This is a genomic window from Mucilaginibacter sp. R-33 (assembly GCF_049949235.1).
Lineage (GTDB): Bacteria > Bacteroidota > Bacteroidia > Sphingobacteriales > Sphingobacteriaceae > Mucilaginibacter.
This window is the reverse complement of the sequence record NZ_CP188089.1, coordinates 1,899,588-1,916,872: the sequence shown is the minus strand read 5'-3', so window position 1 is coordinate 1,916,872 and position 17,285 is coordinate 1,899,588. Positions and strand designations below refer to the sequence as shown.

At 42.5% G+C, this 17,285-nt stretch carries 15 protein-coding genes; 14 read left to right on the top strand and 1 reads right to left on the bottom strand.

What is annotated here, in order from left to right; translation table 11 throughout:
* Nucleotides 1–80 precede the first annotated feature (80 nt).
* From ACP26M_RS08125 to ACP26M_RS08090, 8 genes are all read left to right on the top strand, one after another.
* Nucleotides 81–599 carry a hypothetical protein gene (locus ACP26M_RS08125; RefSeq protein WP_426587782.1) on the top strand — a complete coding sequence of 173 codons (519 nt, stop codon included), beginning with the start codon at nucleotides 81–83 and terminating at the stop codon, nucleotides 597–599.
* 93 nt (nucleotides 600–692) lie between these two features.
* The gene (mqnE, locus tag ACP26M_RS08120; RefSeq protein WP_426587780.1) at nucleotides 693–1,886 is read left to right on the top strand and encodes an aminofutalosine synthase MqnE; all 1,194 of its coding nucleotides are present in this window, start codon (nucleotides 693–695) and stop codon (nucleotides 1,884–1,886) included.
* 112 nt (nucleotides 1,887–1,998) lie between these two features.
* Nucleotides 1,999–2,625 (top strand): histidine phosphatase family protein, encoded by a 627-nt coding sequence (locus ACP26M_RS08115; RefSeq protein ID WP_426587778.1) that lies wholly within the window; start codon nucleotides 1,999–2,001, stop codon nucleotides 2,623–2,625.
* 13 nt (nucleotides 2,626–2,638) lie between these two features.
* Nucleotides 2,639–3,382 carry a menaquinone biosynthetic enzyme MqnA/MqnD family protein gene (locus tag ACP26M_RS08110; protein ID WP_426587776.1) on the top strand — a complete coding sequence of 248 codons (744 nt, stop codon included), beginning with the start codon at nucleotides 2,639–2,641 and terminating at the stop codon, nucleotides 3,380–3,382.
* A 149-nt stretch (nucleotides 3,383–3,531) separates the two neighbouring features.
* Nucleotides 3,532–4,344 carry an SDR family oxidoreductase gene (locus ACP26M_RS08105; RefSeq protein WP_426587774.1) on the top strand — a complete coding sequence of 271 codons (813 nt, stop codon included), beginning with the start codon at nucleotides 3,532–3,534 and terminating at the stop codon, nucleotides 4,342–4,344.
* Nucleotides 4,345–4,569: 225 nt separating this feature from the next.
* A complete protein-coding gene (locus ACP26M_RS08100; RefSeq protein ID WP_090525550.1) occupies nucleotides 4,570–5,046 on the top strand; it encodes a hypothetical protein in 477 nt (158 codons plus the stop codon).
* Nucleotides 5,047–5,196: 150 nt separating this feature from the next.
* On the top strand, nucleotides 5,197–7,404 hold the full coding sequence (locus ACP26M_RS08095; RefSeq protein WP_426587771.1) for a bifunctional alpha,alpha-trehalose-phosphate synthase (UDP-forming)/trehalose-phosphatase: 2,208 nt from the start codon (nucleotides 5,197–5,199) through the stop codon (nucleotides 7,402–7,404).
* Between the two features lie 226 nt (nucleotides 7,405–7,630).
* Nucleotides 7,631–8,479 carry an N-acyl homoserine lactonase family protein gene (locus ACP26M_RS08090; RefSeq protein ID WP_426587769.1) on the top strand — a complete coding sequence of 283 codons (849 nt, stop codon included), beginning with the start codon at nucleotides 7,631–7,633 and terminating at the stop codon, nucleotides 8,477–8,479.
* 99 nt (nucleotides 8,480–8,578) lie between these two features.
* Here the strand turns inward: ACP26M_RS08090 and ACP26M_RS08085 are convergent, their stop codons facing one another.
* Entirely contained in the window at nucleotides 8,579–10,363 is a 1,785-nt protein-coding gene (locus ACP26M_RS08085) for a glycoside hydrolase family 15 protein (protein WP_426587767.1), read from the bottom strand.
* Between the two features lie 145 nt (nucleotides 10,364–10,508).
* On the opposite strand from ACP26M_RS08085, the gene ACP26M_RS08080 reads away from it, so the two are divergent.
* The 6 genes from ACP26M_RS08080 (at nucleotide 10,509) to gyrA (ending at nucleotide 17,282) form a co-directional block, all read left to right on the top strand.
* On the top strand, nucleotides 10,509–11,144 hold the full coding sequence (locus tag ACP26M_RS08080) for a peroxiredoxin (protein ID WP_176624642.1): 636 nt from the start codon (nucleotides 10,509–10,511) through the stop codon (nucleotides 11,142–11,144).
* A gap of 138 nt (nucleotides 11,145–11,282) precedes the next feature.
* The gene (locus ACP26M_RS08075) at nucleotides 11,283–11,480 is read left to right on the top strand and encodes a cold-shock protein (protein WP_090525558.1); all 198 of its coding nucleotides are present in this window, start codon (nucleotides 11,283–11,285) and stop codon (nucleotides 11,478–11,480) included.
* Nucleotides 11,481–11,606: 126 nt separating this feature from the next.
* Nucleotides 11,607–12,839, top strand: coding sequence for an MFS transporter (locus tag ACP26M_RS08070; protein WP_426587764.1), 1,233 nt, complete (start codon nucleotides 11,607–11,609; stop codon nucleotides 12,837–12,839).
* 283 nt (nucleotides 12,840–13,122) lie between these two features.
* Nucleotides 13,123–14,037 (top strand): oxygen-dependent coproporphyrinogen oxidase, encoded by a 915-nt coding sequence (gene hemF / locus ACP26M_RS08065; protein ID WP_426587762.1) that lies wholly within the window; start codon nucleotides 13,123–13,125, stop codon nucleotides 14,035–14,037.
* 92 nt (nucleotides 14,038–14,129) lie between these two features.
* Entirely contained in the window at nucleotides 14,130–14,528 is a 399-nt protein-coding gene (locus tag ACP26M_RS08060) for a hypothetical protein (RefSeq protein ID WP_354482791.1), read from the top strand.
* Between the two features lie 162 nt (nucleotides 14,529–14,690).
* Nucleotides 14,691–17,282 carry a DNA gyrase subunit A gene (gyrA, locus tag ACP26M_RS08055; protein WP_426587759.1) on the top strand — a complete coding sequence of 864 codons (2,592 nt, stop codon included), beginning with the start codon at nucleotides 14,691–14,693 and terminating at the stop codon, nucleotides 17,280–17,282.
* The last annotated feature ends 3 nt before the right edge of the window (nucleotides 17,283–17,285 follow it).

Sequence of the window (17,285 nt, the reverse complement as noted above, 5' to 3'; positions counted from 1 at the left end):
GCCCAAAATAAACAAGAATATTTGTTATTAGCTGTAGCGTTTTTATATTTTTTATCGAATAAGTTTAAAAGCCAAACCGCATGAAAAAGTGCCTTATCTTCCTGTTTGTTATTATTGGGCTATCTGCCTGTAAAAAAGATGCCAATGATAGCGCTTATGACAAAAGCTATAAAGCATGGCAAAACTTTAAAGCCGAAAGTAAAAACTCCTATACTTATACCGTTAATGCCGGTTCAGTTTTTGGTTATGGCTCCGAAACCAAGATCACCGTTCAAAATGGCGTTGTTACAGCGAGGGATTTTTCATCGTATGTTTTGGAATATAAAACTGCAAATATGCCCCCTGTTAAAACTATCAGGGAACAATGGCATGAGGATAAAACTTCGTTAAACCAGCACAGTTCAGGTGCTGCATCAATAACCCTCGACCAAGTTTACCAGAAAGCAAAGAACGAATGGCTTGCGGCAGATAAGAAAACAAACACTATTTATTTTGAAACCAATAATGATGGCATGATATCAGGAGCCAGTTATGTACCTAATGGTTGCCAGGATGATTGCGCGATAGGCATCTCCATAAGCGAGATCAAGGCTCTGTAACTTTAATGTAATTTACCGTGAAATTTGGCCGATATGTGTCATAACGCATATTACTTTTGTGCTTTTTAGTACCTTTGACCAAATTTTTAATTGATGCATAATTCAGATAATTTACAGTTTTTACTTAACGATCCGAATTTATCTGCTGATTTAAAGCATATTGCTCAAAAAGTTCTTGACAAACAACGCATCACTTTTGATGAAGGCGTTTTGCTTTACGAGCAGGGCGAACTTGGCTATCTTGGCGCTTTAGCCAACTACATCCGCGAGGAACGCCACGGCGATAAAACTTATTTCAACCGTAATTTTCATATTGAGCCCACCAATCTTTGCGTTTACGACTGCAAATTTTGTTCGTACTCGCGGCTGCTGAAACAAAAGGCGGAAGGATGGGAGTACACCATGGATGAAATGTTCAACATGGTTACCAAGTATGATGGCGAACCGGTTACTGAGGTTCACATTGTAGGTGGTGTGCTGCCGCAATATGATGTGCCTTTTTACCAGGAACTTTTCGCCCGCATCCGCGCGCATCGCCCCGAGCTGCACATTAAAGCGCTTACCCCGGTTGAATATCACTACATCTTTAAAAAAGCCAAAATTGATTACGCCACAGGCATGCGCCTGATGCAGGAAGCAGGACTTGATTCTATCCCCGGCGGCGGCGCTGAAATTTTTGATCCTGAAATAAGGGACCAGATCTCGAAAGATAAATGTACTGCCGATCAGTGGCTGGCCATTCATGAAGAATGGCACAAGCTTGGCGGTCGTTCAAATGCCACGATGCTTTACGGGCATATTGAACAATATAAACACCGCGTTGACCACATGGAGCGTTTACGCCAACTGCAGGACAAAACAGGTGGTTTCCAAACTTTTATTCCGCTTAAGTTCCGTAATAAGGATAACCAGATGTCGCACGTACCCGAGGTTTCGGTAATTGAAGATCTGCGAAACTACGCAGTTGCCCGCATCTACCTGGATAACTTCGACCATATTAAAGCTTATTGGGCTATGATCAGTCGTACTACCGCACAGCTTTCGCTTAACTTCGGCGTTGACGACATTGATGGTACGCTTGATGATACCACCAAAATCTATTCAATGGCCGGCGCCGAAGAGCAGCATCCAGGTATGAGCACCAAGCAAGTGGTAGAGTTAATTAAACATGTAGGCCGCCAGCCTATTGAACGTGATACATTATATAATGTAGTAACGGATTATACCAACTTTGTGTTCGGCGACGAACCGAAACCACAGTATTACAAATTACCGGTAATTAATTAAGCTTTTTAAGCTGAAAGCCAAAGGCCGAAAGCTTAAAGCAAAGCAATAAATTTAGCATAGATAAAAGCAAAAAAGCTTTAAGCCTTCGGTTTTCAGCTTTGGGCTCAAGAAAATGGTACAAAAAACCTTATATATAGTACGCCACGGCCAAACTGAGTATAACAAACTTGGTATTATACAGGGCCGCGGTGTGGATACCGATTTAAATGACGAAGGTCGTAAACAAGCCCGCCAGTTTTTTGAGGCTTATAAAACTGTTCCGTTCGATAAAATTTATATATCGGCATTAAAGCGCACGCAGCAAAGTATCCAGCCTTTTATTGATCTGGGGATTCCCTATGAAAAGCTTCCGGGTTTGGATGAGCTGGCCTGGGGCATTCACGAAGGCCAGTCCCCAACTACTGATAATAAAGCTGCTTTTCTGCAGATTATGCGTGACTGGCTCGATGGTAAGCTCGACAGTAAATTTGAAGGTGGCGAAAGTCCGCTTGAGGTTGAGGTGCGCCAGCGCGAAGCCATGGAGGTGATCATGAGCCACCCCGACGAGAAAACGGTACTTATTTGTATGCATGGCCGCGCTTTACGCCTTTTGCTTTGTATCCTCACAGATAAACCCTTATCCGAAATGGATACCTTTCCGCACCAAAACCTGGTACTATATAAGGTAAACTACGATGGCCAAAAATTTGAAATAGTCGACTTTAATAACGCCGAACACCTCAAACATTCCGAAGAATAGAAATAGCGAATTTGTGAACAAGATCAGAATATCAGCAGTAAGCTACACTAATACCAAACCCTTTTTATACGGCATTCAACATACCGACATCATTAATAAAATTAACCTGAGCCTTGATATCCCGGCTGATTGTGCCCAAAAGCTCATCGACGATGTGGTTGATATTGGTCTGATCCCGGTTGCTGCAGCACTGAGTTTGCCGCAATGGGAAATTGTCTCTGATTACTGCATTGGTGCCGTAGGCGCGGTAAACTCTGTTTTCATTTTCAGCAATTGTGATATTAAGGATATAACCACTATCCAGCTTGATCCGCAATCACGCTCATCAAATAATCTTGCCCGTGTGCTGCTGAAAAACCATTGGTTGGTAAACCCCAAACAGGTAAGTAATGCGCCGGATTATGCTCAATCTGCAGATGAACAAACCGCCTTTGTACAAATAGGCGACCGCACCTTCGGCAAAAAACAACAATACAAATACGTTTACGATCTGGCCGAAGAATGGCAAAAAATGACCGGCCTGCCATTCACCTTTGCAGCCTGGATAGCTAATAAACCTATCCCTCAGGATTTTATGGATGAGTTTAACGAGTCGTTAAAGTACGGCCTTGATCATCGCGAAGATCTGTTTAAAGAACTGCCCATGCGCGATGATTTTGACCTGGTCGACTACCTGATGGTTAAAATAGATTATGATTTAACAGCGGATAAAAAGAAAGCCCTGTACCTGTTTCATGATTATATAAAAGCGTTGTAATCTCTGAACCGGGATTTGGGTGGATTTTTAAGATTACAGGATCAGAATTGTTTGGTTATGTAATCCAATAATCACATAAATCCCGGTTCGCGCAAAAACAATTCCCTTCTCAATTCCATTGCTTATCTTAAACACAAAAACGTTTATCTATGAGCAATACTCCCCAACTATTAAAAGGACAAGCAGCCCTCGTAACCGGTGCCGATAGCGGCATTGGTAAAGGTGTTGCATTGGCAATGGCTGCAGCCGGCGCCAAACTCCTAATTAACTACGCACATAATAAAACCGCTGCCGATGATGTTGTAAGCCAGATCAAAGCCACCGGCGGCGAGGCATTTGCATTTCAGGCCGATGTAAGCCACGAGGACGAAGTAAAAACCATGTTTGCCGAAATATTTAAGCAATATGGCACTATTGACATTTTGGTAAACAATGCCGGTTTGCAAAAAGATGCCAGATTTGTTGATATGACGCTCGACGACTGGAATAAAGTGATCAGCATCAATTTAACCGGCCAGTTTCTTTGTGCCAGGGAGGCTGCTAAAGAGTTTATAAAACGCGGTGTAGTTGAAGGCGGAAGCAAAGCTGCGGGCAAAATTATCTGTATGAGCAGCGTGCATGAAGTAATTCCCTGGGCGGGCCATGTAAACTATGCGGCCAGCAAAGGAGGTATTATGATGTTTATGAAAAGCATAGCACAGGAACTCGCTCCGCATAAGATCAGGGTGAATGGGATAGGGCCGGGTGCTATACAAACACCTATTAATAAGGAAGCCTGGGAAACACCGGAAGCGCTGGATAAATTATTGACGCTCATCCCTTACAACCGGATAGGTCAGCCGGCTGACATCGGAAAACTGGCAGTTTGGCTGGCTTCTGATGAGTCGGATTACGTTACCGGGGTCACAATTTTTGCAGATGGGGGCATGACTTTGTACCCGGGCTTTGCAGATAATGGCTAAATGACATTTTCATGACAACATAAATCGGTTTAGCAACGAGGAAACGCCATTATTTGGTGTTTTTTCTTTTAGATATTGTAAAATATACACTAAGCTTATTGATAAAATTTAAATTTTGTGGCTATAAAAGGCTATAATTATTAAATATTCATAAAAGTTCAAGAAAATTTTAAATATTGATAAGTGTAGTGTATTTTTGTTGCAGGATTTAAAATTTAAACGAACATGAAAAAGATATTTTTAACAATAGCAACTGCAGCCTTATTTACCGTTAACGCTTTCGCTGATGGTGGCAAAAAATCAGATGGTGGTACCAACGTTTCTTACGTAGCATTACACGGCTTTACTGCTGACTTCGCTGAAGCTACCAACGTTAACTGGACTGTAACCAAAAACGTTCAAAAAGCTACTTTCACTGTTGACGGCGTTCAAAAAACTGCTTTCTACAACCTACAAGGTGAATTTTTAGGTACAACTCAACGTGTTGACAACAAAGCTATCCCTGCAAAAGCCCTTAAACAAATCAACAGCGATTACAAAGGTTACGAAGTAGGCGAAGTTATCGTTTACCAGGCTAACACTTCAATTAATGACGCTATCGAGCCAACTTCATATTTTGTTGACTTGAAAAACGACAAACACGAAGTTTTGGTAAGGATCACTCAACAAGCTAACATCGAGTTTTTCCAACAAGTAAAATAACTCCGAAAAATTATAACAATGGAAAGCCGTCCCGAATATCAGGACGGCTTTTTTTATGATTATAAATCACACTTTTATGTCATAAAGCCTCTTTTCATAAAACAAAAAGGGTGTTTTCGTCTTTTAAATATTAATTAATATTTACTTCATATGTCGAAAACAATAATTGTATCAAACCGTTTGCCTGTTAAAATTTCCAAAACTGATGGTGCATACCATTCATCACCGAGCGAGGGAGGATTAGCTACCGGTTTAGGTTCAATATATAAACAGGGCGATAACGTATGGATAGGCTGGCCCGGAATAGAAGTTGCTGAGCAGGAAGATAAAGACCAGGTTACAAAAGAATTAAAAGAGTTAAGCCTGATTCCTGTTTTTTTAGATCAGGAAGAGATCAACCAATACTACGAAGGTTTCAGCAACGAGGTTTTATGGCCCGTTTTTCATTATTACGCTTCAACTTATGCTGCATACAAACAATCAAACTGGGATTACTATAAAGCGGTAAATAAAAAGTTCAGGGATATGATCCTCAGTATTGCCGAGCCCGGCGATGTGATCTGGATCCACGATTACCAGTTGCTATTGTTACCCGCCCTGGTCAGGCAGGAGTTGCCGGATGTTTCTATTGGCTTTTTCCTGCATATCCCTTTCCCGTCAAATGAAATGTTCAGGTTAATCCCGTGGCGTTCGGAACTGTTGGATGGAATGCTTGGCGCCGATCTGATAGGTTTACATACATTTGATGATGTGCGCCACTTTTTAGGTGCGGCTACACGCCTGCTGCCGGTAACATCCAGTGCCAATATCATCAGCAATGGCGAGCGCTCCGTTGTTATAGAGTCGTTCCCGATGGGGATCGATGAAAAAAGGTATTCATCGCTACCGCTGCAGGACGATGTAAAACAGCAGATTGAGCTTATTAAAGAGAATTTCCAGAACAAAAAGCTGATCCTTTCTATAGACAGGCTTGATTACAGCAAGGGGATCCTGCAGAGGCTGGAAGCTTTTGAGCTGCTGCTTGAACAATGCCCGGAATGTATTGAGCACATTACGCTTTACATGATCGTGGTTCCATCCCGGGATACGGTACCGCAATACGCTCACCTTCGGGATGAAATAGATAAAAAGGTAGGGAAGATCAATGCGTTGTATCGCACGATGGACTGGAGCCCGGTGCACTATTACTATCGTTCATTCCCCATTGAAACCCTGTCGGCACTCTACTACTCGGCCGATGTTTGCCTGGTTACACCCATGCGCGACGGCATGAACCTGGTAAGTAAAGAGTATGTCGCCAGCCGGATAAATAATGATGGTGTGTTGATTATGAGTGAAATGGCAGGATCATCTAAAGAACTTATAGACGCTATAATTGTTAATCCTAATAATACCGGGGAAGTTTGCCGGGCGATTTTGCAGGCTATCAATATGCCGCTTGAAGAACAGCGCCGGCGCATGATCCCGATGAGGCAGCTTGTTGCGAAGTTCAATACATCACACTGGGTTAAAATTTTTATGGACAGGCTGAAAGAAGTAAAACTTATGCAGCGCTCCTTGCAGGCCAGGCATGTAAGCAACACTACCGAACAAAGCATTATTAACCGTTATATCAAAACTAAAAAGCGGATTATCTTTTTGGATTATGACGGCACACTGGTGAATTTTAAATCAAATATCGATCAGGCCTCTCCCGATAAGGAGTTATACAATATCATCAATAAACTCGCTGAAGATCCTGCAAATCAATTGGTTTTGATAAGCGGGCGAAAACATGAAAACCTTGATGGATGGTTTAAGAAAAACGACATCTATCTTATTGCCGAACATGGTTCATGGTTTAAGCAGCCCGGCACTTTATGGCATAAAATAAGCGGGCTAACCGATCAATGGAAGCATGATATTTATCCGATATTGGAGACCTATGTCGACCGTACGCCGGGCTCGTTCATTGAAGAGAAAACATACTCACTGGTTTGGCATTACCGTAAAGCCCAGGCCGGGCTTGGCGAACTGAGGGCCAACGAGCTGATGAATAATCTTAAATACCTTGCAAGCGATAAAGGGTTACAGTTACTGGCAGGGGATAAGGTGCTGGAAGTGAAGAATATGGATGTTAATAAGGGCAAAGCTGCTTTAACACTTACGGAAGGCCGTGATTATGATTTCATTATAGCTTTCGGCGATGACTATACCGACGAAGATATCTTTAAAGCGCTGCCCGAAAGTGCCATTACCATTAAAGTTGGCAGTAATCTTTCGGCAGCCAAATTTTACCTGCGGAACCCATCGGAGGTTAGGAAATTGCTGACCAGTTTTGCTAAGTATACGCCGGTAGAGGAACCAGCAGACAAGTAGGGTTTAGTCAGTTTATTTTAATCTTGCGCTCGTTTGCAACGAGCGCTTAATATGGCTTAGCGATTGCATCGCCAGTGGCGTTATAAACGCAAGCCCAGGTTACACACTCGTTGCAAACGAGCGCGAGATGACAAATAGGTTATTATTAGTTTAATTTAAAAATTATTTATGCCTGCGGTTTAGCCGCGGCATTTTTTATATTCGGTTCGCGATAATGTAACCTTTTATGAAAAAAATCAGCCTGCTTGTTTTTGCATTTATGCTTAGTTGCCACATCATTTATGCGCAAACCCCTGTCTATAAAATTTATGCTGTAAAATTCGCCGAATCGGGATATCCATTTAAAGTGGGCGATTGGGCATTGAACGGCCCCAAAAATGAGCCGGTTAAAATTGATTTTATGGTATGGCTTATCAAAGGTAGCAACGGCAAAAACATTTTGGTTGATGCCGGCTTTTTGCCCGATATTGAAGATGCTAAAGAATTTAAACTTAAAACCTATCAGCGCCCGGACTCGGCGCTTTTAAAGCTTGGTGTAAAGCCCCAGGATATAACCGATATTATTTTAAGCCACCCTCACTGGGATCATATAGATGGTTTAAGCCTTTTCCCGAAAGCTAAGGTTTGGATGCAAAAGAAGGATTATGAGTTTTTTGTGGGCGCAGCGTGGCAAAAAGCAGGAGAGACAGGTGGTTATGCTAAGCGCGATGTTATCAATACCGTTAATTTAAATTTGGCAGGCAGGCTCAAACTGATAGACGGCGACGATAAAGAGATCATTAAAGGTATAAAAGTTTATACCGGTTCAAAGCATACCTACAATTCGCAATATGTGCTGGTACAAACCGGGAAAAACAGGGTGATCATAGCATCTGATAATATCTGGATCTATTACAGCCTTGAACATTTAGTACCACCTTCGCAAGGTGGTACGCTTGATCCCCAGGGCTATGTAAAGGCGATGAAACGAATGAAAACGCTCGCCAGTGATGTTAAATTTATAATCCCGGGGCATGATGGCAGGCAGTTAGAGATGTTTCCAAAAGTTGCGGATGGGGTAGTGGAGATCAGGTAATTATTTAGGTGAACACCGAATTGGTTAATCCAGACTTACGAAGTTTTAGAAACTTCGTAAGTCTTATCTGCTACCAATTTATGCAAGAGAAGATTAATCCTACAAAAATATCGGCCTATCCAATTTCATGGCAATCCGGTACGCCGCGTTCATCAACCCTACATGGCTGTAAGCCTGGGGGAAATTACCCCACTGGCTTCCGTCGCGCTCGTCAACATCCTCGCTAAAGAGCAACAGGTGATTGGAGTATTGCAGCAGGTTGCCAAACTCGCGCTGGGCATCATCCAAACGGCCAACAGCGGCCAGCGCTTCTACATACCAAAATGCGCAGATCAGGAAAGTAGTTTTAGGCTTACCAAAATCGTCTGTATATAAGTACCTGTAAAATAATCCATTAGGTGTCTTTAGTTCTTTTTCTAATGCAACTAAATGATCCTTCGCTTTCTGCGAATTTGGATCAAGATAGTTCATCATAATCAATTGCAAAGTGCTGGCATCAAGGTTACTGCTCCCGGCCGAGTTGGTGTAAACTTTGCGCACCGGGTCATAACAGCTCTCGATGTGCGCGGCTGCACGTTCTTTAAGAGAAATGGCCTTATCAATCAGCTCCTGGTTTTGGATGGTACGCGCCATTTTCTCGGCTGCTGACGCACCAGCCCATTGAAATAGGTTGCTGTAACAATGAATGTTGGCCATATTCCTGAACTCCCAGATGCCGGCATCTTTTTCATCAATGGTATGTTCTATCTTACTCAACAAAAACGCTATCCAGTGAACCGAATCTTTTCGTTCCGAAAAAACAAAGCGATGATCGGTGTATAATGGGAGCAGGGAGATCAATACCTGGCCGTAAATGTCATTCTGAATGTGTTCGGATGCCTGGTTACCAACCCGCACTGGCTGGTTGCCCATATAGCCCGCTAAATCAGTTAAAATATGCTCTACAAGGTCTTTTTTACCGGTAATGCCATAAAGCGGCTGGTAGCGTTCCATTTCAGAGAAAGTAATATCGGTAACATAACCGAAATACTTTTCCATCTCCTCAAAGTGACCAATGTGATTTAGCGCGGTTATTACGTAATAAGTATCGCGCAGCCAGCAATAACGATAATCCCAGTTACGGCCGCTTCCCGGCGATTCGGGCAGGCTTGTGGTGCTTGCGGCGATAATGGCGCCGGTATCCTCATACTGGTGTATTTTAAGGGCCAAAGCGGAGCGGATTACAAAGGGTTGAAAATAAGTAGCTATGGACGAGTGTTTGATCCATGTACGCCAGTACTGCACGGTTTCGGCCAAAAACCGATCAGCTGTGCTGATGAGCGGCGCTTCAAGCGGTTCGCCGTAGGTCATGGCCAGGTACTTGGTTTCATTGAGTACAAAAGCCTGTCCATCAAATACATAACTTATCGGGATATTGGTGGTAAGGCGAATACTTTCTTCACCGCCCAGATATTGGATATGGTTGCTGCCACGGTTTACACTCAATTTAACAGCACCATATTCAGAAACCGGCGCGCATTTGACAATGATGCGCGGCGAGCCTTCAATAACCTCAATTTTCCTGATCAGCATTAATGGTTTATAATAACGCTGATGCTGGTAAAACCTTGGTGCAAAATCGGTTATGCGGTATTTTCCGCCGCTTGCAGGGCATATTTCCGTAATTAAAATATTGGTATTTTCCAGGTAATGCTGATTGGTAGTGTATTCCCCTTCCGGACGGATCGAGAATTCGCCGCCCTTATCTTTATCAAGGAGGCCGCCAAAAATAAAGGTACTGTCGAACCGGGGCCAGCACAGCCAGTCGACATTGGTGTTTTTATTAATATGGGCTAAAAAGGCGCAATTGCCAATTATACCGGTATCATAGGTGTGTTTACTCATAGATAGCTGTTATTAATTTCAAACTTCAACAACACAGCCTTTGTAATGTTGGCGTAAATAATGCGATTATTTAAAGTTTGTTTGCATTTGTTTATGAATGTATAGTAACTTAGTCGTATTAAATTACCATAAAAAATCTATCATCATGAGTTTAAGACTGGGCGATAAAGCGCCAAACTTCAAAGCGAAAACATCAGAAGGCGAAATTGACTTTTACGAATATTTAGGGGATAGCTGGGGCGTACTATTCTCGCATCCTGGCGATTATACACCTGTTTGTACCACCGAGCTTGGAAAAACTGCCGCTTTAAAAGATGAATTCACCAAACGCAATGTTAAAGTACTGGCTCTTAGTGTTGATTCGGTTGAATCACATCACGGCTGGATCCAGGATATTAACGAAACGCAGGGTGTCGAAGTTAATTTTCCGATCATTGCCGATGAAGACCGCAAAATTTCTGAAGCCTATGACATGATCCATCCAAATGCTTCGGTAAATGCCACAGTGCGCTCATTATTTATTATAGGGCCTGATAAGCTGGTTAAGCTCATTATCACTTACCCGGCATCAACCGGCCGTAACTTCCAGGAAATTTTAAGGGTTATTGACTCATTGCAGTTAACCGCTAATTACAGTGTTGCCACACCAGCCGACTGGAAAGAAGGAGAGGACGTGGTGGTGGTGCCGGCAATTAAAACTGAAGATATCCCTGCCAAATTTCCAAAGGGTTTTACTGCAGTTAAACCCTATTTGCGCCTGACACCACAACCAAATAAATAATTTTATTTGGTTTATTTAATAATTTTATATATTTGAGGGAAGCTGGATATCTATTCCTTCTGAACCAATAAGCCTATTTGTTTTCAGTTTGGTTTTAGTTGATCTTAACACGAATTTTTTATTACGATTATTATAATTATGAAAACTGGAAAAGTAAAATGGTTTAACACACAAAAAGGCTACGGCTTTATTATTACCGAAGAAGGTAAGGATCTTTTTGTACACTTTAAAGACGTGCAAGGCGGTGTAAATGCAATTAAGGATAATGATAGCGTCACGTACGATGTGGAAGAAGGAAGAAAAGGATTACAGGCAGTAAACGTTAAAAAAGCATAAAATATATAAAATTATTGAGCAAAACTTACTTACAAAACCTCTGTTATGACAGGGGTTTTTTTGTGCCGATTTTTTTGTTTTTATCTTCATAAATCTCCTACATTAGCCAACCAATTCTTACACGCTATGACCGATGCTACCAACGCTAAAGCCACAAGGAACGCTGTTTTCTTAGTACTTGTTGCTTCCCTGGGCTATTTTGTTGATATATATGATCTTTTGGTTTTTTCAATAGTACGCATCCCCAGCCTTAAAGATATCGGCTTAAATGCACAGGAAATAACCGATAAAGGGCAGTTCATTATCAGCGTCCAGATGTTTGGGCTGTTGCTTGGCGGCATCATATGGGGCATTGTCGGTGACAAACTGGGCCGTATCAAAGTGCTTTTTGGTTCGATATTACTTTACTCGATAGCCAATTTTGCCAATGGCCTTGTTCATGATGTAAATACTTATGCCATAGTAAGGTTTATTGCAGGCCTGGGGCTTGCAGGCGAACTTGGCGCCGGTATTACTCTGGTTAGCGAAACATTAAGCAAGGAAAACCGGGGTTATGGAACCATGATGGTAGCTGTTATTGGCTTGTTTGGCGCTACCGCTGCTTATGCCGTAGCTAAATTTGGCTGGCGTAATGCCTACTTTGTAGGCGGCGGCTTAGGAATTTTATTGTTGCTGCTTCGTGTTGGTACTTTTGAATCGGGCATGTTTAAGAATGTTGAGAACAGCGATGTATCCAAAGGCAATATGCTCATGCTGTTTACCAGCTGGGAACGTTTAAAAAAATACCTGTTTTGTATCCTGATAGGTGCGCCGCTTTGGTACGTAGTGGGTGTATTGATTAGCTTTTCGGATAAGTTTGGGGCTGCTTTAGGGGCTAAAACCCTGATCAAACCGGGCGACGGCATTTTTTACAGCTACATTGGCATCGCCATCGGCGATATTGTGGCCGGCTTACTGGCCCAGGTTACCAAATCGCGCAAACTAACGATGGCTGTATTTTTAATACTTTCATTAGTAAGCGTTCATTTTTATTTAAGCGATAACGGCATTACTCCCGAACGTTTTGCAGTATTAAGCTTTTTTATGGGTTGTACAGTGGGCTATTGGGCTACATTTGTTACCATTGCGTCTGAGCAGTTCGGCACCAATATCCGCTCAACAGTTACCACTACGGTACCCAACTTTGTGCGCGGCTCACTGATCCCGATAACTGTAGCATTTAATGCCTTCAATGCAAAGTATGGGTATATCAAATCGGGATATATCATGATGGGGATACTTACGGCGGTAGCCCTGTTATCCTTAAGCCAGTTAAAGGAAACCTTCGGCAAGGATTTGAATTACGTGGAGATAAGCTAAGATCGGACAGGTGTTCAATTTTTAAAAAACGGGTGTTCAAAAATGTTGCGTTTAGCCTAAACCTAAAAACACAAGCACTGATTATCAGTTATTTATATTTTCTGTAGTAAAATAATGAACATGTAAATTGTTGATTATCAGTTGTTTATTTTTTACCAGGTGTTCACACCTAAAAAAGTTGAACACTTTTCATTATCGGCTGTAAATGCGGGTAGCTATGAGTGCACGCATTGAAAAAAAGGCCTTCCGCTGCAATTCCCAAAATTCATTACTTTTACAGCCTATGATCAGCAAAGAACAAATAGCCGAAGATTATAAACAAATACAGGATGAGATCTGCGCAGCACTTGAGCAATTAGATGGCGCCGCAAAATTTGAGGAGGAGCTTTGGGAGCGCGAGGGTGGAGGCGGAGGCCGTACCCGGGTTATCCAAAACGGTAACATCCTTGAAAAGGGCGGGGTTAACTTTTCGGCAGTTCACGGTCATTTACCCGATACCATGAAACGGGCCCTGCAAGTTGAGCAGGATGACTTTTTTGCTACCGGTGTGTCTATTGTGATCCATCCCAATCACCCGTTGGTACCTATCATCCACATGAACATCCGTTACTTTGAAATGCCATCAACCATGGGCGACAGTCAAAAGCCTGTTCGCTGGTTCGGTGGCGGGATTGATTTAACCCCTCATTATGTTATTGAAGATGATGCCCGTTTTTTTCATAGCGGATTAAAAGCTGCCTGTGATCAATACTATGCCGATTTTTATCCCCGCTTTAAAAAATGGGCTGATGATTACTTTTTCATCAAACACCGTAATGAAACCCGTGGAATAGGCGGTATATTTTACGACAGGCTTACCGCCAATGATGAGTTAAGCTGGGAAGAGATCTTTGAGTTTTCAAAATCTGTTGGACGATCATTTGCACCGTTATATACTGAGCTGGTTAACCGCAATCGCGATAAATCATTTACAGAAGCACAGCAGCTTTTCCAATACCAGCGCCGCAGCCGTTATGCAGAATTTAACCTGGTTTATGATGCCGGCACCAAATTCGGGTTGGAAACCAACGGCCGCATCGAATCGATATTGATGAGCCTGCCGCCTACAGCTAAATGGGTTTATGACTATCACCCGTCAGCTGGCAGCGAAGAGGAAAAAACACTATCTTTATTAAAAAAAGGCATTAACTGGGCATAGGAAAAAGCTGAAAGCGAAATGCAGAAAGCCAAAGGCCTAAAGAAAAAAGCTTTCAGCATTATGCTTTGGGCTTTTAGCTAATAACATCACCAATGAAAAAATTTATTGTGCCGGTTATCGGTATTTTACTGTTATGTGCTTTCCGTTTTGATGATAGTCCGCTGAAAGGCGTCTGGGAGTATCGAGGAGGCATAATTAACGGAAAGCTTGATGCCGCTCCTGCAGCTTATAAGCTACAACGGGATTATGACAATGAACATTATAAGGCTAAAGTGATTGAAGAAGGGGAGAAGACCCAGATATACGAAAAGGGCGATTACCGGTTAAAAGAGGATACCTGTTTTGAAACCCAAACCTATTGCATGCAGGAGTCAAAACTGCTTAACAAAACCATTAAATACAACTACACAATCAGTAATGATACGCTTAAACTGCTTTCGGTTTTACCTAATGGCAACAAGGTTGAAGATTACTGGGTAAAGGTGAAATAAACCTGTATTAAAGTAACAAAATTGTTAGCCTCATGGCAATAAGTCCCCATGGTTTATTGTTACTAAGTTGGCGCAATCCCAAGTATTTTTTTAACTTCGCAGGTCGTTGAAAAATCAATTTTAACACGCAATTATAAGAGAAGGTTCTACAAATAATTAAAAATGGCTGAAGGAACAGAAAACGATAATTCACACGCAGAAGACAGGATAATTTCGATAAATATTGATGAGGAAATGCGATCGGCGTACATTGATTATTCAATGTCGGTGATTGTTTCCAGGGCGCTGCCCGATGTCCGCGATGGACTGAAACCGGTACACAGGCGCGTACTTTACGGTATGCTTGACCTGGGTTTAACAAATAACAAGCCCTATAAAAAATCTGCCCGTATTGTGGGTGAGGTAATGGGTAAATATCACCCTCACGGTGATAAATCGGTATATGATACCATGGTACGTATGGCCCAGGAGTGGAGTTTACGCTATCTGCTGGTTGAAGGCCAGGGTAATTATGGTTCTGTTGATGGTGACGAGCCAGCGGCAATGCGTTATACAGAAGCACGCTTACAAAAGCTTGCTGAAGAGATGCTGGCCGATATCAACAAAGACACCATTGATTTTCAATTAAACTTTGACGACTCGCTGCAGGAGCCAACCGTACTGCCATCCAAATTCCCAAACCTGCTGGTTAACGGCGCTTCGGGTATCGCAGTAGGTATGGCCACTAACATGGCGCCGCATAACCTTTCGGAAGTTATCGATGCTACTATGGCATTAATTGATAATCGCCAGATTGAGGTGGCCGAGTTAATGAAATATGTAAAAGGCCCTGATTTCCCTACAGGCGGTATCATTTACGGGTACGACGGCCCTCGCGAAGCGCTTGAAACAGGTCGTGGCAGGGTTGTGATCCGCGCACGTGCCGAAATCGAAACCTACAATGGCGAACGTGAGCGCATCGTTGTAAGCGAAATACCTTACCAGGTAAACAAAGCTTTAATGATTGAGCGTACTGCCGAACTGGTTAACGAAAAGAAACTGGAAGGCATTTCGGCAATTCGTGACGAATCGAGCCGCGAAGGGATCCGCATCGTTTATGAGATCAAACGTGACGCCAATGCAGCAATCGTACTAAACAACCTGTTTAAATATACGGCACTTCAAACATCATTCAGTGTAAACAACATCGCGCTGGTTAATGGCCGGCCAATGCTCCTCAACCTGAAGGACCTCATCCATCACTTTGTTGAGCACCGTCATGAGGTTGTGGTACGCCGTACCAAATTTGAGCTTAATGAAGCTGAAAAACGTGCGCACATCCTTGAGGGTTTATTGATTGCGTTAGATCACCTTGATGAAGTTATCCGTCTGATCCGTGCTTCGCAAACACCTGATGAAGCAAGGGAAGGCTTGATGAGCAGCTTTGGTTTAACCGATATCCAGGCACGTGCTATCCTCGACATGACCCTAAGAAGGTTAACAGGACTTGAACGTGATAAGATCAAAGACGAATATGCCGCTTTAATGGAACTCATCAAACACTTAAAAAACATCCTTAGCGACGAAGGTTTAAGGATGCAGATCATTAAGGATGAGTTATTGGAAGTTAAAGAGAAATATGGTGATGAGCGCCGTACTGAGATGGTTCACTCTTCTGCAGAAATGCAAACTGAAGACTTCATTGAGGATGAGGACGTAGTAATTACCATCTCGCGTGAAGGTTATATTAAACGCACCCCGCTTACCGAATACCGCAGGCAAAGCAGGGGAGGTAAAGGCGCTATTGGTAGTAACAGCCGTGATGAGGATTTCATTGAGCACCTGCTTATTGCCTCAAATCACAACTATATGCTGTTCTTTACCGAGTCGGGACAATGTTTCTGGCTTAGAGTGTTTGAAATACCAGAAGGTACACGAACCTCCAAAGGCCGCGCCATCCAAAATATCATCAATATTCCGAAAGAAGAGAATATCAAGGCCTATATTAAGCTGATTTCGCTTAAAGATCAGAATTATCTTGAAAATAACTTCATTATTATGTGTACCAAGAAGGGTACCATCAAGAAAACCTCACTCGAGGCTTATTCACGTCCACGTTCAAATGGTATCAATGCTATCAATATTAACGAGGGCGATTCATTACTTGAGGCAAGCTTAACAAGTGGCAGCAGCGAAATTGTGATGGCACTTAAATCTGGCCGTGCTATCCGTTTCAACGAGTCGACAGTAAGGCCTATGGGACGTACAGCTACCGGTGTTCGCGGCATTACGCTTGATGACGAGAACGATGAGGTAGTTGGCATGATTGCAATTGATGACGCTGAAACAACAGTATTAGTGGTATCAGAAAAGGGATATGGTAAACGTACCGACATTGAAGACTATCGTGTTACAAACCGTGGTGGTAAAGGTGTAAAAACATTAAATATTACTGAAAAAACCGGAAACCTTGTTGCTATAAAAGGTGTTACAGATAAGGAAGACCTGATGATCATTAACAAGTCAGGTATTATTATACGTATAGCTGTAAGCGAATTAAGAGTGATGGGCCGTGCCACACAGGGCGTAAGGCTGATAACGCTTAAAAACAATGATGAGATAGCTTCAGTAGCCAAAATTGAGCATGATGAGGATGAGGAAGTAAAAGAAGGTGATGAAAATGCAGAAGGCTCTGATACCACAGCCGAAAATACAGGCGACGGTGATACAGCTGAAAATGGTGCAGAACCATCAACTGACGATACAACAGAATAATAA

Bases quoted from the DNA above. Each gene is read 5' to 3' on its own strand.
- ACP26M_RS08090 (WP_426587769.1), top strand. From the start codon at position 7,631: ATGAAAAAAATCAGCCTGCTTGTTTTTGCATTTATGCTTAGTTGCCAC.
- ACP26M_RS08100 (WP_090525550.1), top strand. From the start codon at position 4,570: ATGAAAAAGATATTTTTAACAATAGCAACTGCAGCCTTATTTACCGTT.
- ACP26M_RS08075 (WP_090525558.1), top strand. From the start codon at position 11,283: ATGAAAACTGGAAAAGTAAAATGGTTTAACACACAAAAAGGCTACGGC.
- ACP26M_RS08060 (WP_354482791.1), top strand. From the start codon at position 14,130: ATGAAAAAATTTATTGTGCCGGTTATCGGTATTTTACTGTTATGTGCT.
- ACP26M_RS08125 (WP_426587782.1), top strand. From the start codon at position 81: ATGAAAAAGTGCCTTATCTTCCTGTTTGTTATTATTGGGCTATCTGCC.
- ACP26M_RS08085 (WP_426587767.1), bottom strand. From the start codon at position 10,363: ATGAGTAAACACACCTATGATACCGGTATAATTGGCAATTGCGCCTTT.
- ACP26M_RS08095 (WP_426587771.1), top strand. From the start codon at position 5,197: ATGTCGAAAACAATAATTGTATCAAACCGTTTGCCTGTTAAAATTTCC.
- mqnE (WP_426587780.1), top strand. From the start codon at position 693: ATGCATAATTCAGATAATTTACAGTTTTTACTTAACGATCCGAATTTA.
- gyrA (WP_426587759.1), top strand. From the start codon at position 14,691: ATGGCTGAAGGAACAGAAAACGATAATTCACACGCAGAAGACAGGATA.
- ACP26M_RS08115 (WP_426587778.1), top strand. From the start codon at position 1,999: ATGGTACAAAAAACCTTATATATAGTACGCCACGGCCAAACTGAGTAT.
- ACP26M_RS08080 (WP_176624642.1), top strand. From the start codon at position 10,509: ATGAGTTTAAGACTGGGCGATAAAGCGCCAAACTTCAAAGCGAAAACA.
- ACP26M_RS08105 (WP_426587774.1), top strand. From the start codon at position 3,532: ATGAGCAATACTCCCCAACTATTAAAAGGACAAGCAGCCCTCGTAACC.
- hemF (WP_426587762.1), top strand. From the start codon at position 13,123: ATGATCAGCAAAGAACAAATAGCCGAAGATTATAAACAAATACAGGAT.
- ACP26M_RS08070 (WP_426587764.1), top strand. From the start codon at position 11,607: ATGACCGATGCTACCAACGCTAAAGCCACAAGGAACGCTGTTTTCTTA.